This is a genomic window from Paenibacillus humicus NBRC 102415 (genome assembly GCF_004000905.1).
Taxonomy (GTDB): Bacteria; Bacillota; Bacilli; order Paenibacillales; family Paenibacillaceae; genus Paenibacillus_O; species Paenibacillus_O humicus.
Genome location: NZ_BIMD01000004.1, coordinates 125,169 through 147,310 on the forward strand (window position 1 = coordinate 125,169; position 22,142 = coordinate 147,310).

A 22,142-nucleotide genomic window follows, 5' to 3' on the forward strand; every position below is an offset into this window, starting at 1 on the left:
GGATGCTCAGCGCATTGATCGTGGATGACGAATACGAGATTCGCGAAGGCCTCCGCCGAAGGATTCCCTGGTCGGAATTCGGCATCGGCACCGTGCTGGTGGCGGACGACGGGGACGAGGCGCTGACGATGGCCGCCGAAGCGAGGCCGGATCTCATCATTACGGACATCAAGATGAACCGGATGTCGGGACTGGAGCTTCTGGACGCGCTCAGGGAAGTGCCGGACTACGACTGGCAGGCCGTTCTGATCAGCGGTTACGACGATTTCGAGCTCGTCAAGCAGGGCATGCAGCTGTCGGCGATGGACTATATCCTGAAGCCGATCAACAGGGAGGAGCTGGAGCGGATCGTGCGCAGGGCGGTCGACCTCATCGTCGGCAAGCGGATGGACAAGCAGAGCCGCGAGCTGATGAACGATCAGATGCGGCTGGCGATGCCGAAGCTGCGCGAGGAGCTGCTGCGGGAAATCGTGGAGAGCGACTATGATCCTTACCGGGAGACGCGCGTGCTGCACCGGCTTAAGGCGCTTCAGCTGGGATGGCTCGAGAAGACGCCGCTCATGCTCCTGATGGCGGAGCCCGACGATCTCAAGGCCGTCGCTTCCCAGCGAAGCTTTCCGTCCGAGAAGGAGCTGATCCTGTTCGGCATCGGCAACGTGATGAGCCAGACGCTGCAGGAGGAATACCCGGGCGAGTTCACGCTGTTCACCGATTCCGGCGACCGCTGGATCGCCGTCCTCGGCAGCCGGGACGGGCGGCATCCGGAGCAGAGCCTCGCCGTAGCGGGCGTCTGCCTGCAGCGGATCAACCAGTTCGTCAAGGTGAAGGCGAGCATCGCCCTGACGAGCGTGCCGAAGGACTGGAGCCATCTGCATGCCCAGTACGTCGAATGCGGCGAGTGGCTGGAGCAGAAGGCGCTTTACGGCGGCAACCGGCTGTTCACGGAGACGATGGACGAGGAGAGCCGGCACGAAGGCCCGCTGTCCATCCGCGAGCCCGCGGACGCGCTCGATCTCGTCCGCTACGGCTCCGATCAGGACATCACGGCAGCGATGGCCGGCTTCGTCGACATGGTGAAGGGCTGGGAGCTGGCGACCCTCAAGGATATCCAGCAGCAGCTGTTCAAGTGGCTGATGGGCATCTGCCGGGCCGCCTCCGCGGCGGGCTGGGCGGACCGCACCTGGGAGAAGGATCCCATCGCGCTGTGGGAGCAGCTGGAGCTCTACGACAATCTCTTGTCGCTGCAGGAGCATGCGGAGACCGTCCTGCTCTCGATGGCGGCCGACTTTCGGCGGATGACGGAGCCGACGAGCCAGATCGTCCACGAAGCGGAGAAGATCATCGCCTCGAGGTTCGGGGACAATCTGTCGCTGCAGGCGGTGGCGGAGGAAGTCCATGTCACGCCCGTCTGGCTGAGCAAGCTGTTCAAGAAGGAGAAGGGCAAGACGTTCCTGGAGGCGCTCACGGAAACCCGGATGGCGAGGGCCAAGGAAATGCTTGGAGACGTGAAGTTCAAAATCTACCAGATCTCCTATCAGGTCGGCTACAAGGACCCGGTGCATTTCACCAAGCTGTTCAAGAAGCAGACGGGCATCACGCCGAAGGAATACCGGAGACAGCGGGGAATTCTGGATGATTAAGGCTTCGCTGAAGCTCGCCTCCTCGTTCCGCAACAGGATGATCCTGATCTTCTTCGCCATCACGATCGTGCCGTTCATCCTCTTCGCTTCCTACGCATATACCAAGTCGGTCGAAGGCATCCAGAAGGCGAACGAGACGTTCTCGATGGGATATCTGGAGCAGGCCCAGAAAAATGTGGAGGCTTACCTGAGCCAGCTGAACGACCAGATCAACGACCTGATCGGGGACAAGACGCTGCAGACGCTGCTGGAGCGGCCGCCGGCCAGCGCGCAGGATGAGGAAGCCTTCGCGGTCAACATGCTGAATCTCGTCTATCAGAAGAAAAAGCAGATCGACGCCCTTCAGCTCCGCGTCTATCCGCTGCCGCTGCAGGCGTATCCGACCTATATGAGGACGCTGGGAGAATCGCCGGGCATCGGCGGGAAGGCCTGGTTCGCTGGGGCGAGGGAAAGCTCGGTGCCGACCTGGCATCTGTCCCTGCATGAGGGGCCGGGCGGCAGCCCGCTGCTCGTCTACGTGAAGACGTTCACCGGGCTGCATGACCGAGTGCCGCGCGGGCTGGTCGTCACGGATCTGGCCGACAGCCATCTGAGCCGCTTCTTCTCGCCGACCAAGCAGCTGGAAGGGCAGAAGTTCCTCGTCATCGGCCAGGGCGGCGAGGTGCTCTTCGACTCCTCCCGCAACGAGACGACCGGGCAGACGTTCGGTTCGGCGAAGCTCGCGGAGCAGCGCAGCATCCATACGGAAGGCGAGCTCAGGCTGTCGCTGCACGGCAAGGAGCATCTGGCTACGTTCGTCAATATGGAGAGCCTGCCGTGGACGATCGTCAGCCTGACGCCGATGAGCGCCCTGACCAAGCCGGTGGAGGACTTGAACAGGCTGCTGGTCTTTTTCCTCATCGCATACCTGGTCTGCTCCGTCGGCGTCGTCGCCTACATCACCCTGACCTTCACCCAGCCGGTCTTCCAGCTCGTGCGGCTCATGCGGAGGCTGGAGGAGGGCGACTTCAAGCTCGCCATACCGCATCAGAAGCGCCAGGATGAGATCGGCTGGCTGTACCGGGGCTTCAGCAGCATCCTGCGCAAAATCGAAGGGCTGATCGAGCAGTCGACCCGGGCCGAGCGCAACAAGAAGGAGCTGGAGTTCCAGGTGCTCAGCCATCAGATCAACCCGCATTTTCTCTACAATACGCTGGAGTCCATCCGGTGGAAGGCGGAGAACCACGGCCGCAGCGACATCGGGGAGATGGTGTCGGCGCTCGGCAATCTGCTGAGGCTGAGCCTCAACCAGGGCAAGGACATCACGACGGTCGGCCGCGAAATCGAGCAGGTGAAGGCGTTCGTGCAGATCGAGCAGGCGCGGATCGGCCAGCCGCTGCGGGTCGTCTATTTCTTCGACGAGGAGATGCTTGCCCTGCCGTTCATGAGGCTGCTGCTGCAGCCGCTGGTCGAGAATGCCATCCAGCACAGCATCCGCGGCAACTTCGAGAAGGGAAAGGTGCTGCTCTCCGGGCATGTCGAGGAGGGAGATATGGTCATCGCGATCTCCGACAACGGCAAGGGCATTCCCGACTCCGTCCTGCGGCAGCTGGACGATGGCGAGGACGGAGCGGGCGGCGGGGAAGGCAAGCGGCCGGGCGTCGGGCTGCGCAACGTCAACGAACGGCTGAAGCTGTATTTCGGGAACGACTACAAGCTCCAGATCGATACCGGTGAAGGAAAAGGGACGAAGATTACGATCCGCCACCCTATTCTGCCGGCCGGGGAACCGGGGGATGAGGATGGCGATGGATTGGAGAGGCGGGGGTAAGCGCCGCTTTTAGCCTGAAAGTCCGGCAGCGGCCAAGGAACCCCTGCAAAGTTTAAGGATGCCTCATTTCGAGCATGTCCGGCACCGCGGTAAGATAATGGCATGCGCCGCGGCATGATAGGACAACAGCTATTCGAGGAGGATTCGGCATGAGCCATCCCATAGAAGCATCTGCGAAAAAAACGGCGGGAAATCCCGTCATCACATCCATCTACACGGCGGATCCGTCGGCCCATGCGTGGGGAGACGGAAGAATCTACGTGTATGCCTCCCATGACATGGACCCGGCCCGAGGCTGCGATCTCATGGACCGCTACCATGTCTTCTCATCGGACGATATGGTGAACTGGATCGACGAGGGCGAGATCCTGCGCTCCGAGGACGTCTCCTGGGGACGGCCGGAGGGCGGATTCATGTGGGCGCCGGACGCCGCATGCAAGGATGGAATCTATTACTTCTATTATCCCCATCCAAGCGGTTCCCAGTGGAACGATACGTGGAGGATCGGAGTGGCGACGAGCAGCGAGCCGGCGCGGGGATTCGTTGACCGGGGATATATCGAGGGACTCGGCGGCTTCGCCATGATCGATCCGTGCGTATTCACCGACGGCGACGGCCGTTCCTATATGTATTATGGCGGCGGCGGCAAGTGCCAGGGCGGCCAGTTGGGAGAGGACATGATGTCCATCCAGGGCGCCATGGCGGATATGGAAGGGCTCGAGGATTTCCATGAAGCCGCGTGGGTGTTCAAGCGGGAAGGAATCTACTACCTCACCTATGCCGACAACCTGCATGACAACAACCGGATGCATTATGCGACGAGCCGCCATCCGCTCGGACCATGGACCTACGGGGGAATCTTCCTGGAGCCGACCGGATGCTCCACTACCCACGGCTCGGTCGCGGAGTTCAAGGGACAATGGTATTTGTTCTACCATAATCAGGCCATCTCCGGAGAAGGAAATCTTCGGAGCATGTGCATCGACGAGCTCCGCTTCGAGGAGGACGGCTCCATCCGGACCGTCGTCCAGACGAAGGAAGGCGTGCGTGCCGCAGGCGGCGGGGCAGGCCGGACCGGCACGGCCTCCGTCTACCCGGCCGGCGGCTGCGCTCCCGGCGGCGGAGCCGGTCTGGAGCCGATCGGCAGCGGGGAACAGGCGCTCGTCGGCATGCATCTTCCGGAGGCGTTCGCCGTCTTCGGCGGCGTGGACGGAGGCGCCGGCGGCAGAGCCTACGTCGAGCTCCGCTATGCGACGGACGAGCGCCTGGCCAAGGTGAATCTGACCGTCAACGGCAGCGACTATTCGCTGCTGAATGCGCTGTCCACGGGCGCCGGCGGCAGCTTTGCCGGCCGTACCGGCATTACGGTGCCGCTGGAGCCGGGCAGCCGCAATGAAATCAGGCTGGACGGCGGCAAGGGGAGCTTGTCCATCCTGTCCGTCTCCGTTCAGCTGCTCTAGTCGCAAACGGTTCTTTCCCGCTTCACAGCTCAAGCCGGCCGGCGCCGATGATCGGTGCGCCTGCCGGCTTTTTGCCGTTTCAAGACAAGGCGATCGGAACGTGCTGCAATTGGGAGCGATGGGGAGCGGAATGGCTTCGGTGATTCCATGCTAGGGTCAGGTCAAGGCGGATTCGGATACCGGAGAGGATGAACGGGTCAAAAGATGGGAGGCATACAGAAGCGGGTATTCGTACGCGGCTCGCTTGGACTGCTTGAAGGAGGAATAAAGGCTCTTTTGCGGCATTCCGTTCACTTCGATGATCCAGGGATGTCCGGCGCGGTCCAGCGCCAGATCGACGCTCAATTCGCCGAGGCTTCTCTCCTGGGCCTCGTCCAGCCGTTCCGCGGCGGCGATGCCGATTGCTTTGATTTCTTCCAGGAGCGGCTTGGCGCGTTCCGGCAGAAACACGATCTTCAGCACGTCGGCTGTCAGGATGATGCGTTCGGCGATGCTGGTATTGAAGCAGCCTTTGGCGGCGATTCGGCTGACGGCGCTGGTCGCAGTCCATTCGCCGTTGCCGTTTTTCTGAACAAGCACGCGAATGTCGAAATACTGGCCGAACAAGGTGAGGGCGGGAATTCCGGATTGAACCATATGAGGGGCGGAGCCGAGGAGCTCTCGGAGCTGATGATGGAACCGGGAATGGTCTTCGAAGATGTGGCTGGGAAGGAGATAGTGGTTGCCGAGGTGAATCTCGCCCGAAGCCTTCAGCTCGGCGCGGAAGACGCCGATGCCCCTGCTTCCGTGGATGGGCTTGAAGTAGAGGATGCGGTGAAGATCGAGAAGTCTGTCGGCCGAAGCTTCGTCATGAGGCTCGCTGTCCGGGAGGTGGGGAGCAAGCGCGGGGCTCAGGATGCGGTGGACGTCCATCTTGTCGAGGCGGTTGATGCCGTTGAAGAGGAATCCGGCGCCGATCTCGGCCTCAAGCCGTTTGAGCAGCAGAGGGTCCGGCTTGTAGCAGCGGTTGTAGATGACGCGGGGGAGGGGGAACTTCGAATGCGCCCATCTTCGCCTCCGGCGATGGAGGGCGGTCACCCGCCTGCGCTTCCAGTCGATATCGGAGAGGGTGAAGCAGATCAGCTTCAATCCGGTCGGATTATGGCGCCGGTAGAGGGCGAGAAGCGCTCTTCCCGTTTTTGCATTCGGCACGAGGATGCCGAGCAGTTTTTTCGTGCTCATCGGCGTTCTTCAGCAGCCTCCTTCGGGTTGTCATGGGCTGTCCCTGTTAGAGTATGCCTTGTCTGCCGGTTGTGCTTGGACAGCGATGCGCCGTCGGGAAAAATGTGCGCCTGTCAGCCGTAACTCCCTAGACCAAAGCGGAATAAGATGATTGCGGGATGGTAAATATTTCCTTTGTCTGAATCAACTGTATGGATATAGCTTAGAGGAGGGGGTAATTTTTCATGGGTAGACTTCCAGGGCCGCCAGGGCCACCAGGACCGCAAGGACCGCAAGGTCCTCAAGGCATTCCGGGACCGATCGGTCCGATCGGCCCCGCGGGAGCAGCCGGCGCAAGGGGCGCAACGGGAGCAACGGGCTCGACCGGCGCAGCAGGCGCAACCGGCGCAGCAGGAGCGGCCGGCGCTGCCGGCGCAGTCGGAGCGACAGGAGCAGCCGGAACGACTGGAGCAACGGGAGCAACGGGCGCAACGGGAGCAACGGGCTCAACCGGCGCAACGGGCGCGGCTGCCGGCGGAGCGATCATTCCGTACGCTTCGGGAATACCGATTGTCATGAGTTCTGTTGTCGGCGGCCTGGTCGGGACTGCTGGACTTGTCGCATTCGGTACCGGAGTTCCATCTGTTGCCGTTGTCGGCGGAACGATCGATCTGACGGGCGGAGCTCTCGGAACGACGCTCGACGAAGCCTTCGTCGTTCCGCGGGCAGGTACGATCAACGCGATCTATGCCTCCTTCAGCAACGTCTTGGCCTTGACTCTCGTCGGCACGACCGTCACGGTAACCGCGCAGCTGTACAGCTCGCCGGTAGGCAGCACGGTATTTTCTCCTCTGGCTGGAACGGCTGTCAATCTCGCTCCCGCGCTCACGGGAATCGTCGCTGTAGGCTCGGTAAGCACCGGCTCCGCAACGGGTTTGGCGGTACCTGTCGCTGCGGGCACCCGCCTGCTCTTGGCTTACACGATCACCGCCACCGGACTTGACCTCGTTCAAGCCGTCACGGGCTTTGCCAGCGCGGGCGTATCGATCATCTAACCGGCTGCATGAAGGCATTTCGAATCGCGGAGCTTCTCCCGCTGGTCCGGAATGTCTTTTTTAATTAGATAGACAAAAAAATCCCCGTCCGGTCCAAACCGGTACGGGGATAAGCTTAAATGAACAGGTTGATGCCGGACTGATCGGCCTTGCCGAGGTAATAGCCGACGCCGCCGAGCTTGACGCCGTCGATCAGCTCCTCGCGCTTGATGCCCATGACGTCCATCGACATCGTGCAGGCGACGACCTCGACGCCTTGCCCGATCGCGGTCTGGATCAGCTCTTCGAGGGAGGAGATGTTGCTGCCCTTCATGACGCCGCGGATCATCTTGGCGCCCATGCCGCCCATATTCATCCTGGACATGCCCAGCTTGCGGCTGCCGCGCGGCATCATCAGGCCGAACATCTTGCCGATGAAGCTCTTCTCGACCGCCACCTTCTCGGAACGGCGGATGACGTTGAGGCCCCAGAACGTAAAGAACATCGTCACTTTTTTGCCGCTTGCCGCCGCGCCGTTGGCGATGATGAACGAAGCGATCGCTTTGTCCAGATCGCCGCTGAAGACGATGAGGGAGCTGCCTTCGGGCCTATCGCCCGAACGGGGAGAGGCTGCCGCTGCTTCGGCGGCGGCAGGCTTGCGCACATAAGCCTCGATGACGCCGCGAGGTTTCTTTTCAAGCCGCAGCAGCTCGTTTCGGGACATGGCAGCCCAAGCGCTTATATCCTCGTAAAAACCCGGGTCGGTCGCCGTGACGCGAAGCACCTGTCCTTCCTGCATGGCATCGATCTTCTGCTTGACCTCGATAAGCGGGCCGGGGCAGCTGAGGCCGCACGCATCGAGCTCGGCGTGGACTTGAGCGACGACTTCCTTCGGCAGCGGAGCCTGTCCGGCAACCGCTTCGGCAGCGGCAGCGGATTCGGCTCCGGCAGGCGGGATCATGACGAGCGGCTGCCGGGGCGGATTCGGTTTATATTGTGCCATTTGATAGCTTTTATACCCTCCTGTCAGGTTGCGTACGGAGAAGCCTTTCTGGAGCAGGATGCGCGAAGCGGTATAACCGCGCAGCCCAACCTGGCAGTACACCCAGATTTCCTTTGCCGGGTCCAGTTCACCAAGGCGCTCGCGCAGCTCGTCCACAGGGATATGGAGCGAGCCCGGAATATGGCCGTTTTCATGCTCCAATACCGTGCGGACATCGATCAGCATCGTTCCGCTGGCGCTGCGGGAACCGAGCTCATCGGCCGTGAACACATTCGTTTTGCCGGTCAGGATGTTTTCGGCTGTATATCCGGCCATGTTGACGGGATCCTTGGCGGAGGAGAAGGGGGGCGCGTAGGCGAGCTCCAGCTCGGTCAGATCCGCGACGCTTCCGCGAAGCCGGATGACAGCGGCGATGGAGTCGATCCGCTTGTCGACGCCGTCGGCTCCCACGGCCTGGGCTCCCAGCACGCGGCCTTCATCATTGAAGATAAGCTTGAGCGTCATGGGCGAGGCGCCCGGATAATAGCCGGCATGGGAGCTCGGATGGACCACGGTGACCCGGTAGGGAATGCCGAACCGCTTCAGCATCTTCTCGTTCAGTCCGGTAGCTGCCCCGGTCAGGCCGAACACTTTGATGATCGAGGTGCCTTGCGTGCCCTTGTAGGAGCTGCGGAGTCCGCAGGCATTGTCGGCGGCGATCCTTCCCTGCTTGTTGGCAGGGCCGGCCAGCGGGATGGCGGCTGACCGTCCGCTGACGTAATCCACGACCTCGACCGCATCTCCAACCGCGAACACATCCTGCAGATTTGTTTCGAGGCGTTCGTTCACCCGGATATGGCCCCGTTCTCCAAGCTCAAGACCGCTGTCCTTCAGGAAATTCGTGTCGGGAACGACGCCCGCGGCCCAAATGACGATGTCGGCGGCAACCTTCCATCCGCCTGCAAGGCTGGCTTCGATCCGCTCTCCGGCATCCGCAAAAGCTCGAACCGAATCGTTCATGATCAGCTTGACGCCGCTCTGCTCCATTTCCTTGGCCAGTGCGGAAGCCATCTCCGGATCGAACGGAGATAGAATCTGGCTTCCCGACTGGATGAGCGTGACATCGAGGCCGAGCTCGCGCAGATTCTCCGCCATCTCCACGCCGATGTATCCTCCTCCGACTACAAGGGCCGCGCGTACGCCGTCCCGGCCGACCTGTTCCTTGATGCGGTCCATGTCGGGAATATTGCGCAGGGTGTGCACCTTCGGATTGCCGATGCCGGGAATATCCGGCTTAAGAGGCTTCGCGCCGGGCGACAGAATCAGAGCGTCGAAGCTTTCCTCATAGAGCCCGTTCGAAGCCGATCTTACGGTGACGGTCTTGGCGTCCGCATTGAGGCCGATCACTTCGCTCTCGGTGCGGATATCGAGCCCGAAGCGCCGGGTCATCGCTTCCGGCGTCTGGACGAGCAGCTTGGAGCGGTCCTTGATGGAATTCCCGATATAATAAGGGAGGCCGCAGTTGGCGAATGAAATGTAGGCATCCCGTTCAAACATGACGATGTGGGCGTCCTCGTCGAGCCTGCGCAGCCGCGCGGCTGCCGAAGCGCCTCCTGCGACTCCGCCGACAATCAGTATTTTTCTAGCCATCAAGCTTCTTCCTCCCCGGTAATCATATGGACAAGCGCCTGGACTTTGGCATCCGGCACCGAATAATGGACCTCGAGGCCGCTGCGGCTCGTCACGACGATGCCGGCGGCGCGAAGCTTCTGCAGATGCTGGGAAACGGTCGATTGCGGCAGCCCGAGGCATTCCTGCATATACGACACATTGCAGGAGCCCTTGCCGATCAGTCCTCTGACGATGCAGAGGCGGATCGGGTGGGCGAGCGCCTTGAGCAGCTCGGCCGCCTGCTCGTAGGCTTTTACGTTCGTGTTCATGTCCATCATGCTGATTCTCCCATCCCGTCTTAATATCGCAATATTAGAATATAACGATACAAAAGGCAAGAGGAAAGAAGAGGATATTCATGCCGGAAATGTGTCCATTTTTATTCTGCAGGCAGGCATTAACCCCCCCCCGGAAATGAAAGCAGCCTTGATCCCGTGGAGGATCAAGGTCGTTTCGCTGCTTGAGTCTCGTGCAGGACGGCCCGGTTGAACTTCTCCAGGAGCGCGCCGAATTGTTCCCGCTCCTCATCGGACCATTCCGTCAGCAGCTCGGCGATATAACCGGCTCTTACCTTCCGGTTCGCCTCCAGTGCGAGCGCGCCGGTCTCCGTCAGCTCCAGGGAGTAGGAACGGCCGTCCTGGGGATTGGGAATCCGGCACACCAAGCCCTTCTGCTCCAGGGCGGCGGATTGACGGCTTACGGTGGATATATCCAGACGAAAATCATCTGCGAGCGCCTTGACGCCGGCCGACCTCCTCGATGAAATTTGCTGAAGAAGCAAATAAGCGGAGCGATCCAGCATTCCTTCCTCCTTGTAGGTCGTGGCGGAGGCGACAAGCCTGGCGAGGATGGAGAGCTCGAGCTCGATATGCTCGAAAGGAAGTTCGTTCATGGCAATTCCTCATTATCATTCGGCATGGGTGGGGCAGCGCATCCAACAGCTGGATGAGCAGTCGGCGGCAGGGATAACCATTGACAGGATGTCCAGTAGTTGTATAATACAAGTATATACTTTCATCATACAACTTGTTTGAGGCATCCGCAAATCGGTATCGAGGGGTTATGAGGATGAAAGCCAAGGATTTTATGATCTCCAAGGTTTATAAAGTCAAGGAAACCGATACGGTGAGGGATGTCATCGAGAGATTTCTTGCATACCGCATCAGCGGCCTGCCTGTCGTCAACGAGCGCAACGAGATCGTCGGATATGTCAGCGACGGCGACATCATGCGATATATCGGCAAGCATGAAGACATCATTGTCGATGCCTTTTATTTCACGGCCGTCGTGAATGGCGACAACGATGAATATGAGGAGAGGCTGAAGCGGCTGCTTCCTTTGAACGTCATGGCGATCGCCAAGAAAAAAGTGGTTACCGCTTCCGTGGAGGACGACATCGAGCAGATCGCCGCCATCCTTGGCAAGAAGCAGATCAAAAAGCTGCCGGTCCACCGGGGCGGCGTCCTTGCGGGCATCATCAGCCGCGGCGACGTCATCCGGCAATCGTTTCAATCTCTTCTTTAACGAGCCGCTTTCAAGCCGAAAAAGAGCCCATGATGCCGGCCAGGCATCATGGGCTCTCTTTCGTTCTGCATTCCGCCGATCATTTCATCGCTTGATAGATGGCCTCCAGCAGCTCTCCGTTCATGTTCTGGCCGTACTCCCAGAACATGATGCCGCCGAGACCGCCGGATTTCACGTAATTTACTTTTCCCGTCAGCGATTCCGCATCGTCGTAGCTGAGGAAGCCGCCGCTGGAATTCGTCAAGTACGGGGCTCTTGCGGTGGAATCCCACTGGCGGGTCCAGCCGTTCTTGTTGATATAGCTCGCCTTGAGCTCATCATAGGTGTAATCGCCGGAGCCATGGGAGTAGAAGGCGCCTCCGGCGACGAGCTTCGCTGCCGGAGCGCCCTTGCCCTTCAGCAGCTTGATGGCGGAATCGACGCTGTAGCTGGCCATCGGGGAGTTGTAGAGAGCGGTATGATGGGTATTCGCGCCGTTCTGCAGGTCGTATGTCATGACGTTGAGGAAATCGAAGGAAGGGATGACCGCGGCGATATCGATGTTGCCGAGACCGTAATCGGAAGCGCCGACGGCGGCTGTGAGCTGGTATTTGTTGGCGGAGCGCCCATCGGCGGAGCTGGCCGAATCCAGAACCGAACGGAGCTTCTGGATGAACAAAGTATAGTTCGCGCGGTCGCCGGAGCCCGGATATTCCCAATCGATATCGATGCCGTCCAGCTTATTGGCCCGGATATAGGATACGGCGCTGTTGGCGAACGCCGTGCGGCTAGCTTCCGTAGCCGCTGCTGCCGGGAAGCTCGCGGAGCGGCCCCAGCCTCCGACGGAGACGAGAACCTTGAGATTCGGATTTTTGGATTTCAGCGAGACGAGCTGCGCCAGCTTGCCGGTATCCCCTCCGCTGACACCGGTAGAGGTCGCGTCGGCGAAGGCGTAGAACACATGCGTCAGCTTTTCGGCCGGCACGGTGCTGATGACGGGGAAATGCCAGTCGGCTACATACGCGCCGATGATTTTTCCGGCAGGGACAGGAGTGGCCGTCGGCGTCGGCGTTTTGGTCGGCGCCGGCGTCGGTGTCGGAGTGGCGCTAGGCTTAGGCGTAGCCGAAGGAGCAGGGGTTACCGTCGGAGTCGGCGTAGGGGATGCCGAGCAGACGGAGAGCGCTTTCCAGGCTCCCCATTCTCCGGCGAGATCCGGACGCTCGCCTTGCGTCCACCATTTGGCTTCATAGAGCGTGCCGGAGTAGACCGCCTTCTGCCCGACGGTATAGACGGATGACGAGCTCCAGGCAGCGACTCCGCTGCATGCATCCGCAGCGCTGGCTTTCTGGACGGCGGCGCCTTGCGGAAGGAGCGAAAAGGCGAGCAGCACGGCAAGCATCAAGACTCTCAGCGCGGAAGCGGCGATGCGGCGGTTCGATTTGAACATGAACGATACCTCCTGAAGGATAGGATGATAGGGGCGAAGCAAGAATGAGAGGGGATATCCGGCCTCCTTTTTTCGAATCTATTGAAAGCACTTTCATTATCAATGAAAGTGTTTATCGATAAAAGGGGAAAATTGGATGAAAACAGGGAGAAATTTCTAGCGAATAGGAATAGAGTACCTTAAGAGGATAAGGAGAGAGGAATTTACATGGCGGGATAGGGTCGGATTACATCTCTATCTCGATAAAAACAAGGTCGAATGGCCCTCCGGATCGGGAAGAGTCGAATTATGAAAGACTTCTAATAATCCAAAGGGAGGAGTTCGACAAAAAACTACGAATATTAACCAATAGCAAACAGGCTTGAAACAAATAAATGCCGAATTTTCGCTAAGAAAAACGGGGGAACCACTCGGGGTGAATGAATTCTGCAAGAGAGAATTCTAGGGAACCTTCTACCGAACCCATCAGCTAACTTCGTAGGCACCGGAGGGAGAACCATCAGTGAAGAAAGTCATCATGTCCATTACCGCTTTCATTCTTATTGCCGTGTTCGTATCATCCAGCGTATTCGCGAGCACCGAATTGAAGTCATCCATCGGCAAGGTTCTCGGCACTCCCTACAAGTATGGGGGCACGACTACGGCAGGATTCGACTGCTCGGGATTCGTCCGCTATATTTTCGGCCAGTTCGACGTGAAGCTGCCACGCTCCTCCCAGTCCCAGGCCAAGGCCGGCACGAAGGTGGACAAGGATGATCTTCGTCCGGGGGATCTCGTCTTCTTCAACACCAGCGGCCGCGGCATCTCGCATGCCGGCATCTATGTCGGAGACGGCAAGTTCGCCCACTCCTCGAGCAAGGGCGTCCGGTATACGGATCTGGACGATGCCTATTATGCCAAGCGCTACGTTACGGCGCGCCGCGTCGCAACGGGCGAGGATTACAGCAAGATGGTGAGCGAAGAGGAAGAAACGGCCGACGACGCCGGGGAATGACGGACGGCTCCAGAAGGATGAAGAGAGACAGGCGGCATGAGCCGCCTGTCTCTCTTTTTTTGTCCAGTCGGCTGCAGTTCAGCAGCACAACCAAAAAGAAGCCTTCCCGCCGGGGAAGGCTTCTTTTTGGGTTTCAGCTTGAAGGCTCTTCCTTCGGCACATGCTTGAAGATCTCGCCGGATTCCATGAGATCGATGACCCGGTCCAGCCACAAATAATAGTCGATCGCCTGGCGGATCTTCTCCAGATCGCCGCCGATCAGGGCGTGCAGGGCTTCCGAGCCGCCGCTCTCGGCCAGCTTGTCCAGCTCCGCCTTGGAGCGGCGAAGCGCCATCAGGTTGAGCTCCACGGCCTTTCTCCACTTCAGGACAAAAAAATCGGCGAACGTCTGGTGCCAGTCCCGCTCGACTTCATACAAGTCCTTCCGCGAACCCTTTTCCCATACCTTGTTCACCATATTCAAATCAACCAGCGTGCGGATGCCGGTGCTCATGCTCGTTTTGCTCATTTCCATCGCTTGGCCCATCTCGTCGAGATTCATCGGCTTGTCCTGGAAAAACATCAGCCCATACAGCAGTCCTGTAGATTGCGTAATGCCGTACAGGTCCATGTTCTTGCCGATGGACTCGATCACGCGCTTGCGCGCCTTCTGGATTGCCTGCTCCTGCGCGGCCTCCAAGCCGGCGAAATCATTGGTCATCATGTCCGCTCCTTCATCGCCTTCTCGGCTGACAAAGTAATTGTAAGAAACAATCCCGGCAATGTAAAGCGCTTAATGAACGAGTATATGAGAGGATACGGGAGCATTTGGCATATAAATTATATACAGAAAAAACCGTACGTACTTATTATACGGATAAAACGGTTGACGGTGTCATAAATTGTTCGATAGACTAGTTCGAGTGAGCGTTGGCCGCAAGCGAGGCCATGAGGAGGTGAAGCGCTTGTCGATCATTGAAGTCACGGATGTGACGAAAATATTCGGCGAGGATCCAAAACGAATTCTGCCGCTTCTGAAGGAAGGGTGGAGCAAGGACAGGATCTTTAAAGAAACGAGGCATACGGTTGGGGTCAACCGGGTTCAGTTTGCCGTCGAGCCGGGAGAAATCTTTGTCATCATGGGATTGTCCGGCAGCGGGAAATCGACTCTCGTGCGTCTGCTGAATAGGCTTATCGAGCCGACAGGAGGCGCCATCCGCATCGCGGGACAGGATATTACCCGCCTGAATGCGGAGCAGCTGAGGAAGGTGCGCCAGAAAAAGATCAGCATGGTCTTCCAGAAATTCGCGCTGTTCCCGCATCGGACGCTGCTTGAGAACGTGGAATACGGGCTTGAGGTCCAGAAGGTGCCCAAAAAGGAAAGAGAACCGAAAGCAAGGGAAGCCTTGCGGCTCGTCGGACTGGAAGAAAGGGCGGACAGTTATCCCGAGCAGCTGAGCGGCGGCATGCAGCAGCGGGTCGGACTGGCAAGGGCGCTGGCGAACGACCCTGAGATCCTGCTCATGGACGAAGCGTTCAGCGCGCTCGATCCGCTCATCCGCAAGGATATGCAGGACGAGCTGCTGGAGCTGCAGGAGAAAATGAAAAAAACGATCGTGTTCATTACGCATGATTTGGATGAGGCGCTGCGGATCGGAGACCGCATCGCGCTCATGAAGGACGGAGCGATCGTGCAGATCGGCACGCCGGAAGAAATCATGGTCAATCCTGCCAATGAATATGTGGAGCGGTTCGTCGAGGACGTGGATTTGTCCAAGGTGCTGACCGCCTCCCATGTGATGCGGCGTCCCGAGACGATCGGTCTCGACCGCGGCGCCAGGGTCGCCCTGCAGCTGATGCGCGAGAGCGGCATCTCCAATCTGTTCGTGACGGACCGCAGCCGCAAGCTGATCGGCGTCCTCACCGCCGACGACGCGTCGGAGGCGGTGAAGCGCGGACAGCCGCTGGAGGAGATCGTCATCCGGGATACTCCGGTCGTCGCTCCGGAGATGCTGCTCCACGAGCTGTTCGATATATGCGGCACCAGCAAGTATCCGGTCGCCGTCGTGAACGAGGCGGGACGCATCGTCGGCGTCATCGTGCGCGGAGCCGTGCTCGGAGCGCTTGCCGGACATGTCGCGAATCGGGAGGTGAGCGTGGATGCTGCCGAAACTACCGCTTGATAAATGGGTGGACCGTATGGTCGATTCCATCGAGGAGAACTTGAATTTCCTGTTCGATCCGATTTCGGCCGCAATCGAAGGCGTCGTGGACTTTTTCTCTTATCTGCTCCATCTTCCGCCTGCGATCGTGCTGATCGTTCTGTTTGCGGCGCTGGCCTGGTGGATCATGCGCTGGCCGATGGCGCTGTTCACGTTCGTCGGCTTGTTCCTGATCGACAATCTCGGTTATTGGGACCATACGATGGATACGCTGGCGCTCGTGCTGACATCGGCGATCGTCAGCATCGTGCTCGGCGTGCCGATCGGAATCGCCTGCGCCCGCAACAACCGCACGCAGAGCATCGTGACGCCCATCCTTGATTTCATGCAGACGATGCCGGCGTTCGTCTACCTGATCCCGGCCGTGACGTTTTTCAATCTGGGCGTTGTGCCCGGCGTCATCGCCTCGGTCATTTTTGCGGTGCCGCCGACGATCCGCCTGACGAATCTCGGCATACGCCAGGTGCCGGCCGACCTGGTGGAGGCGGCCGATTCCTTCGGCTCCACCCCTTCCCAGAAGCTGTTCAAGGTGCAGCTGCCGCTCGCGGTGCCATCGATCATGGCAGGCATCAACCAGACGCTCATGCTCGCCCTGTCCATGGTCGTCATCGCTTCCCTGATCGGGGCGCAGGGCATCGGAGCGGATGTATACCGCGCCGTCAGCCAAATCAAGACGGGCAAAGGCTTCGAAGCCGGCCTGGCCATCGTCATACTGGCGATCTTCCTGGATCGGCTGACGCAGCATCTCGTCAAAGGAAAAAAACATGCGGACAGGAGAGGATAGATTTTGATTCGGAATTCTTGGAAAATGGTTGGGGTACTCGGACTTGCAGGAGCCATCGCGCTTGGAGGCTGTTCTTCGAACAGCAATGACAATGGAACGGCTTCCGGGGGAAGCGGGGAGTCTGTCGGCAAGGCTGTCGGCCATAAAATCATCGGCATCGATCCCGGCGCCGGCCTGATGGCTGCCGCCAACCGTGCTGTCGAGGACTACGGCCTGTCGGACTGGACGCTGGTCGAAGGCTCCGGAGCGGCGATGACCGTAGCGCTCGACAAGGCGATCAAAAAGAAGGAGCCGATCATCGTCACCGGCTGGACGCCTCACTGGATGTTCGCGAAGTATGATCTGAAATATCTGGACGATCCCAAAAAATCGTTCGGGGAAGACGAGGAAATCCATACGATCGTCCGCGGCGGACTGAAGCAGGATGCGCCGTCGGCTTATGAATTCCTCGACCGCTTCGAATGGACGGATGCCGACATGGCCAAAGTGATGGTGGCCATTCAGGAAGGCGCCGATCCCGCTGCCGCCGCCGCCGATTGGGCGAAGGACAATGCCGGCTTGATCGACGGCTGGGTGGACGGCATCGAGAAGGTGTCCGGCAAGCCGTTCAAGCTCGCTTACGTAGCCTGGGATTCCGAGATCGCCAGCACGAACGTGGTGGCATGGGTGCTGGAGAACCGCCTCGGCTACAAGACGGAGCTGCTGCAGGTGGAAGCCGGTCCGATGTGGGCGGGAGTGGCGAACGGCGACGCGGACGCGATCGTCGCGGCTTGGCTGCCGATTACGCACAAGGACTATGCGGAGCAGTACAAGGACAAGTACGAGGATCTCGGGGCGAATTTGAAGGGAACGAAGCTTGGCCTCGTCGTTCCTTCTTATATGGACATTTCCTCGATCGAGGATTTGGCCAAGTAGGACAGCATCGGAGTCCCGGCAGGCACCAGGCACAAGAATGAGCTTGAGCCGCTTGCCGGACGAAAAAGAAAACCAGGAGGCAGACGCATTTTCGGATGCGCCTGCCTCCTGGTTTTTTTATGGCTTGGCGAGGGAGAGCCGCTTTAACCTCTCGAGCCGCTCGGGCTCGGAAAACCAGCGGTCCCGGGAAAGGAGCGAATGCGCCTCGCCGAAGCATTCGGCGGCTTCATGCGAGCGTCCAAGCGCAAGCAGGCATTCGCCAAGCTCCTCGTAGACGTACCCGTCCGGATCGGCGGCATCCCTATGCTTCAGCAGATCCAGCTGAATCGGATAAGCTTCGTCGGCCCGGCCGAGCAGGCGGAGCACCTTGGCCTCGCACCATCTCGCAATCGCAATCGGCTTGGGGCTCCCCTGCTCCAGGCGGAAGGACAAAGCCTTTCTGAACAGCTCCAGAGCCTCTTCCAGCTCGCCGGTCTCGACCTTGGCCCAGCCGACGTTGTTGTACAGCGATCCAAGCCAGCGGCTCGCAGCCGGACTGCTCTCGGCCAGCCGGAGCGCCTTGTCGTTCCATTCGGCCCGCTTGTCCGCGGCCGGCTCCGCGATTCCGAGCATATGAGCGGCGTCGACGGCATAATCGTCCTCTCCCGACTCCAGGCCGAGCTCCCAGGCCGCGACAAAACAAGGCAGCGATTCCGGCTGGCGGGAGGAGGAGTTGTAGACCCGTCCCCGCTCCAGCAGGCAGCGGATTACGGCCGAAGGAGGGGAGTCCGCAAGCAGCGCCTGCGCCTCGTCCAGGACAGCCTCGGCTTCCTCGAATTTCTGCTGCAAGCCCAGCGAGCGGGCAATCTGCGTCAGCAGTTCGGCCCGGTAGCCGCAGCTCTCGGAATCCTTGATTTCCCCGTATCGGGCACGGAACCGCTGCTCCGTCTGATCCGGCTGCTGATAATCCCACATGGCATCGAAATCTCTCATCGCATATACTCCAGTCATGATATGATTTGGATCGATTATCCGAACGACAACGGCTGAAACCGGAATTCGAGCCTGCAGCCGCTGCGCAGTTTTCAGAATCATTCCATCCGCTCCGCCGCGACTTGCGCATGGCTATCGTTCATTTTAATCGAGATCGCCTGCTTCGTACACATTCCGTTTTCCGGAGGAGGAAGGGATGGAGCTGTTCATCGCGCCGTATTATAATGAAAGAAAGAAGGGCAGGAAGAAATGAGGCGAGGCGAATGATTTTGGTCAGCTCCTGTCTGGCCGGGCATGAGGTCAGGTATAACGGAACGCACTGCCTGAGCGAAAAGATCGGGGCGCTGCTCCGTGACGGGCGCGCTGCCGCTGTCTGTCCGGAGCTTATGGGAGGCTTCTCGACTCCCCGCGAGCCGGCGGAGATTCAGGGAGGCAGCGGAGAAGATGTTCTGGACGGCGCTGCGCGCGTCGTAGACCGAGCCGGACTCGATGTCACGGCCCTCTATCTGGCGGGAGCGTACAAGACGCTGGAGCAGGCGAGGGCGGTCGGCGCCGATACCGTCATTTTGAAGGAGAACAGTCCGTCCTGCGGAAGCTCCGCCATTTATGACGGCCATTTCAACGGCATGAAAATTCCCGGCAGCGGCGTCACGGCCGCTTTGCTGCGCCGCCACGGAATTCGGGTGCTGTCGGAGGAAGAGATGCAGGAATGGGACGGGGCGAGCTGTGCCCAAGGATGATCCTGACTGCCGAGTGGGCGGCTGGTTCTGCAGGCGCAGGTCCCTAATAAGGGAGAGGCTTGGCTTGGAAATTGGGCATGAATAAGCAATCCGTCTTGACATACATACCCCCTGGGGGTATATTGGGAGGGAAAGAGCATTCAAATCCCGGCTCCGGCAGAGCCTGAAGGAGATGTGGAATAGATGGCGACAGAAGTTCTTCAAGTGAAGGGAATGTCCTGCGGGCATTGCGTCAGCTCCGTCGAAGGAGCGGTCCGGAATGCGGGCGGCGCCGCGAAGGTCGACCTTGCATCCGGCAAGGTAACGGTGGAATTCGACGATTCCAAGCTGTCCGTACAGGCGATCAAGGAAGTCATCGAAGAGCAGGGCTACGATGTCGTTTGATTTGAAGAGATAGGCTAGCTTCAACCGGGAAGGATTCGAGCGGCAAGCGCTCGTTTCCTTCCTTTTTTGTTTCAAGCGGCAGGGGACGGAAGCGATGTCGCCATTTTGCATAAAGAATGTCCTCATTCGCTACTCTTTTCCATCCAGGCTCTGTGTTACATTAAAGATGGGTAAGGGCTTTCAATTACAAGTTGCGGAGGTTGGACAATGAGCAAACTGCGTGTGGGCATCATCGGCTGCGGCGGCATCGCGAACGGCAAGCATCTGCCGGCATTGAGCCAGAACGGAAACGTGGAACTTGCGGCATTTTGCGATATCGTCGAGGAGAAGGCGCGCCAGGCCGCGGATCAGTACGGCATTGAAGGCGCAGCCGTATATACCGACTATCAGGAGCTGCTGAAGGACGGCAGCCTGGATATCGTGCATGTGCTGACGCCGAACGATTCGCATTCGCCGATCTCGGTCGCCGCGCTGGATGCCGGCAAGCATGTCATGTGCGAGAAGCCGATGGCCAAGACCGCGGAGGAAGCCAGAGCGATGCTGGAGGCGGCGCGCCGCTCCGGCAAGAAGCTGACGATCGGGTACAACAACCGCTTCCGTCCGGACAGCCAGCATCTCAAGAAGGTGTGCGAGGCCGGAGAGCTGGGCGAGATCTATTACGCCAAGGCGCATGCGATCCGCCGCCGCGCCGTTCCGACCTGGGGCGTCTTTTTGGATGAGGAAAAGCAAGGCGGGGGACCGCTTATCGATATCGGCACCCATGCGCTGGACTTGACGCTGTGGATGATGGACAACTACAAGCCGGTGTCGGTGACGGGCTCGGTCTTCCACAAGCTCGGCTCCAAGGAGAACGCGGCCAATGCATGGGGACCATGGGACCCGGCCAAGTTCACCGTGGAAGACTCCGCAATGGGCTTCATCAAGATGGAGAACGGCGCGACGATCGTGCTCGAAGCGAGCTGGGCGCTCAACACGCTGGACATCGACGAAGCGAAATGCTCGCTCAGCGGGACGGAAGGCGGAGCCGACATGAAGGGCGGCCTCCGGATCAACGGCGAGGACAGCAGCCGCCTGTACGTCAAGGAAATCGATCTGAACGCAGGCGGTGTCGCCTTCTACAGCGGCACGTCGCAGCGCGATATCGACGTGGAATGCTCCGCCTGGATCGATTCCGTTCTCAACGATACGGAACCGGTCGTGAAGCCGGAGCAGGCGCTTGTCGTGACGGAGATTCTCGAAGCGATCTATGAGTCCGCCCGTACGGGCAAGACGGTGTATTTCGACTAATACGGCCATGCAAAAAAACGGTCCTCTCCCGGCGACGGGAGGACCGTTTTTTGCATTTTACCGTTGTTTTACGCGTGGGGTTCTCAAGCCCAGCCCTTCAGCCAAAGGGCCAGCATGCCCAGGTATTCCTTGAGAGCAGCGGAGCTGGCCGCCATGGCGCTGCCGGAGGGGAGCAGCTTGCTCCAATAGAAGACGGCATCGGCGGGAGCTCCGTAGTCGACTGGATAGGGAAGGGGAGCGAGCCCGGCTTGCCGGAACGTCTCCACTGAGCGTCTCATATGGAAGGCGGAAGTGACCAGCACGGGACGGCTGAACCCTTCTGCCTCCATCAGCAGCTTGCTGTAAGCGGCATTCTGCCCGGTATTGAGAGAACGGTTCTCGAGAAAGATGCTCTCGGCCGGAATTCCCAGCTGGCGCAGCTGCCTGCCCGCAATGTCCGCTTCATTGCCGCTGTCCGGGAACACCCGGCCTCCGCTGAACAGAATCGGCAGCCCCGTCCCCAGATGCAGCCGGACTGCCGCCAGCAGCCTTGCTTCTCCCGAACCGGACAGGTTGCCGAGTCCTCCGAGATCGGGCGTATCCGGCGTCGCTCCGCCGCCGAGCACGACGATGACGTCGGCTTGCCTGCCCGCTTCAGCCGGAGAAGGCTGGGGATAGCGGCTTTCGATGCTCCGCACGAGAGCGTCGCTGGCCAGCCCCGAGCTCATCCCGTACAGCGCGGCAAGGAGCAGCAGCGGGAGCCATGTCCATTTGCGGTCCCGGATCCACGTTCTCCAGACGGCGGCCCCGAGCAGCAGCAGGAACAAGCCGGGAGGAAGGAGCAGGCTGTAGGCGAATTTGACGAAATAGATCAAGGCTTGTCCTCGCTTGATTCCGGGGAGATGACGGAGCGGACGCCTTGAAGCAGCCCTCGCCGTTTCCCCTTGCTTTTGAAACTCATCTATTATAAATCATAAAACGAATCCGATTGGCAAGAGGCCGTCAGCTTGAAAAAGCAGACTGCATGCTCCGGCTGCGGGGATAGGCAGGCTGAACGGCAGACGATCCCTTCTTTTCCGGGAACGGACACATCCCGGCTATGCAGCTTTTCCGCTTCCCTCAGGAAACTTCTGTATTTG

20 protein-coding genes and 1 riboswitch are annotated in these 22,142 nt (G+C 59.6%); of the genes, 12 read left to right on the forward strand and 8 right to left on the reverse strand.

Going from position 1 to position 22,142, the window contains the following annotated elements; genetic code table 11:
• Positions 1–2: 2 nt before the first annotated feature.
• From PHU01S_RS04640 to PHU01S_RS04650, 3 genes are all read left to right on the forward strand, one after another.
• The gene (locus PHU01S_RS04640) at positions 3–1,640 is read left to right on the forward strand and encodes a response regulator transcription factor (RefSeq protein ID WP_127506422.1); all 1,638 of its coding nucleotides are present in this window, start codon (positions 3–5) and stop codon (positions 1,638–1,640) included.
• A complete protein-coding gene (locus PHU01S_RS04645) occupies positions 1,633–3,450 on the forward strand; it encodes a cache domain-containing sensor histidine kinase (protein ID WP_127506424.1) in 1,818 nt (605 codons plus the stop codon). Before PHU01S_RS04640 ends, PHU01S_RS04645 begins: the two co-directional genes overlap by 8 nt.
• Before the next feature lie 149 nt (positions 3,451–3,599).
• Positions 3,600–4,910 carry a family 43 glycosylhydrolase gene (locus PHU01S_RS04650; protein WP_127506426.1) on the forward strand — a complete coding sequence of 437 codons (1,311 nt, stop codon included), beginning with the start codon at positions 3,600–3,602 and terminating at the stop codon, positions 4,908–4,910.
• Between the two features lie 156 nt (positions 4,911–5,066).
• Here PHU01S_RS04650 and PHU01S_RS04655 read toward each other — a convergent pair whose 3' ends face one another.
• Positions 5,067–6,131 carry a YheC/YheD family endospore coat-associated protein gene (locus PHU01S_RS04655; protein ID WP_127506428.1) on the reverse strand — a complete coding sequence of 355 codons (1,065 nt, stop codon included), beginning with the start codon at positions 6,129–6,131 and terminating at the stop codon, positions 5,067–5,069.
• A 224-nt stretch (positions 6,132–6,355) separates the two neighbouring features.
• On the opposite strand from PHU01S_RS04655, the gene PHU01S_RS04660 reads away from it, so the two are divergent.
• Positions 6,356–7,165: an exosporium glycoprotein BclB-related protein gene (locus PHU01S_RS04660; RefSeq protein ID WP_127506430.1), complete on the forward strand. Its 810-nt coding sequence runs from the start codon at positions 6,356–6,358 to the stop codon at positions 7,163–7,165.
• A 115-nt stretch (positions 7,166–7,280) separates the two neighbouring features.
• On the opposite strand, the gene PHU01S_RS04665 is transcribed toward PHU01S_RS04660, so the two are convergent.
• From PHU01S_RS04665 to PHU01S_RS04675, 3 genes are all read right to left on the reverse strand, one after another.
• Complete coding sequence (locus tag PHU01S_RS04665; protein ID WP_127506432.1) at positions 7,281–9,776, reverse strand: DsrE/DsrF/DrsH-like family protein; 2,496 nt, start codon at positions 9,774–9,776, stop codon at positions 7,281–7,283.
• Entirely contained in the window at positions 9,776–10,066 is a 291-nt protein-coding gene (locus tag PHU01S_RS04670; RefSeq protein WP_048748436.1) for an ArsR/SmtB family transcription factor, read from the reverse strand. The genes PHU01S_RS04665 and PHU01S_RS04670 overlap by 1 nt, the downstream gene beginning before the upstream one ends.
• A 173-nt stretch (positions 10,067–10,239) precedes the next feature.
• The gene (locus PHU01S_RS04675; RefSeq protein WP_048748434.1) at positions 10,240–10,689 is read right to left on the reverse strand and encodes a MarR family winged helix-turn-helix transcriptional regulator; all 450 of its coding nucleotides are present in this window, start codon (positions 10,687–10,689) and stop codon (positions 10,240–10,242) included.
• Positions 10,690–10,865: 176 nt separating this feature from the next.
• Between PHU01S_RS04675 and PHU01S_RS04680 the strand changes: the two genes are divergently transcribed.
• Positions 10,866–11,321: a CBS domain-containing protein gene (locus PHU01S_RS04680; protein ID WP_049867737.1), complete on the forward strand. Its 456-nt coding sequence runs from the start codon at positions 10,866–10,868 to the stop codon at positions 11,319–11,321.
• 79 nt (positions 11,322–11,400) lie between these two features.
• Here the strand turns inward: PHU01S_RS04680 and PHU01S_RS04685 are convergent, their stop codons facing one another.
• Complete coding sequence (locus PHU01S_RS04685; protein WP_048748274.1) at positions 11,401–12,747, reverse strand: glycosyl hydrolase family 18 protein; 1,347 nt, start codon at positions 12,745–12,747, stop codon at positions 11,401–11,403.
• A gap of 365 nt (positions 12,748–13,112) precedes the next feature.
• Positions 13,113–13,246: riboswitch (cyclic di-AMP (ydaO/yuaA leader) on the forward strand.
• A 3-nt stretch (positions 13,247–13,249) separates the two neighbouring features.
• Between PHU01S_RS04685 and PHU01S_RS04690 the strand changes: the two genes are divergently transcribed.
• A complete protein-coding gene (locus tag PHU01S_RS04690; protein WP_246029149.1) occupies positions 13,250–13,741 on the forward strand; it encodes a C40 family peptidase in 492 nt (163 codons plus the stop codon).
• A gap of 133 nt (positions 13,742–13,874) precedes the next feature.
• On the opposite strand, the gene PHU01S_RS04695 is transcribed toward PHU01S_RS04690, so the two are convergent.
• Entirely contained in the window at positions 13,875–14,444 is a 570-nt protein-coding gene (locus PHU01S_RS04695) for a GbsR/MarR family transcriptional regulator (protein ID WP_048748275.1), read from the reverse strand.
• Positions 14,445–14,685: 241 nt separating this feature from the next.
• On the opposite strand from PHU01S_RS04695, the gene PHU01S_RS04700 reads away from it, so the two are divergent.
• The 3 genes from PHU01S_RS04700 to PHU01S_RS04710 are packed head-to-tail and all read left to right on the forward strand — an operon-like array spanning position 14,686 to position 17,641.
• Complete coding sequence (locus PHU01S_RS04700) at positions 14,686–15,903, forward strand: quaternary amine ABC transporter ATP-binding protein (protein ID WP_048748276.1); 1,218 nt, start codon at positions 14,686–14,688, stop codon at positions 15,901–15,903.
• Positions 15,881–16,726, forward strand: coding sequence for an ABC transporter permease (locus PHU01S_RS04705; protein WP_021881613.1), 846 nt, complete (start codon positions 15,881–15,883; stop codon positions 16,724–16,726). Before PHU01S_RS04700 ends, PHU01S_RS04705 begins: the two co-directional genes overlap by 23 nt.
• A 24-nt stretch (positions 16,727–16,750) precedes the next feature.
• Positions 16,751–17,641, forward strand: coding sequence for a glycine betaine ABC transporter substrate-binding protein (locus PHU01S_RS04710; RefSeq protein WP_127506434.1), 891 nt, complete (start codon positions 16,751–16,753; stop codon positions 17,639–17,641).
• 117 nt (positions 17,642–17,758) lie between these two features.
• On the opposite strand, the gene PHU01S_RS04715 is transcribed toward PHU01S_RS04710, so the two are convergent.
• Complete coding sequence (locus PHU01S_RS04715) at positions 17,759–18,631, reverse strand: tetratricopeptide repeat protein (protein WP_218032413.1); 873 nt, start codon at positions 18,629–18,631, stop codon at positions 17,759–17,761.
• A gap of 245 nt (positions 18,632–18,876) precedes the next feature.
• On the opposite strand from PHU01S_RS04715, the gene PHU01S_RS04720 reads away from it, so the two are divergent.
• From PHU01S_RS04720 to PHU01S_RS04730, 3 genes are all read left to right on the forward strand, one after another.
• On the forward strand, positions 18,877–19,353 hold the full coding sequence (locus tag PHU01S_RS04720; RefSeq protein WP_048748907.1) for a 2-thiouracil desulfurase family protein: 477 nt from the start codon (positions 18,877–18,879) through the stop codon (positions 19,351–19,353).
• Between the two features lie 183 nt (positions 19,354–19,536).
• Positions 19,537–19,737 (forward strand): copper ion binding protein, encoded by a 201-nt coding sequence (locus tag PHU01S_RS04725; protein WP_127506438.1) that lies wholly within the window; start codon positions 19,537–19,539, stop codon positions 19,735–19,737.
• 207 nt (positions 19,738–19,944) lie between these two features.
• Entirely contained in the window at positions 19,945–21,024 is a 1,080-nt protein-coding gene (locus tag PHU01S_RS04730; protein ID WP_048748908.1) for a Gfo/Idh/MocA family protein, read from the forward strand.
• 83 nt (positions 21,025–21,107) lie between these two features.
• Here PHU01S_RS04730 and PHU01S_RS04735 read toward each other — a convergent pair whose 3' ends face one another.
• The gene (locus PHU01S_RS04735; protein WP_127506440.1) at positions 21,108–21,878 is read right to left on the reverse strand and encodes a YdcF family protein; all 771 of its coding nucleotides are present in this window, start codon (positions 21,876–21,878) and stop codon (positions 21,108–21,110) included.
• Positions 21,879–22,142: the final 264 nt, after the last annotated feature.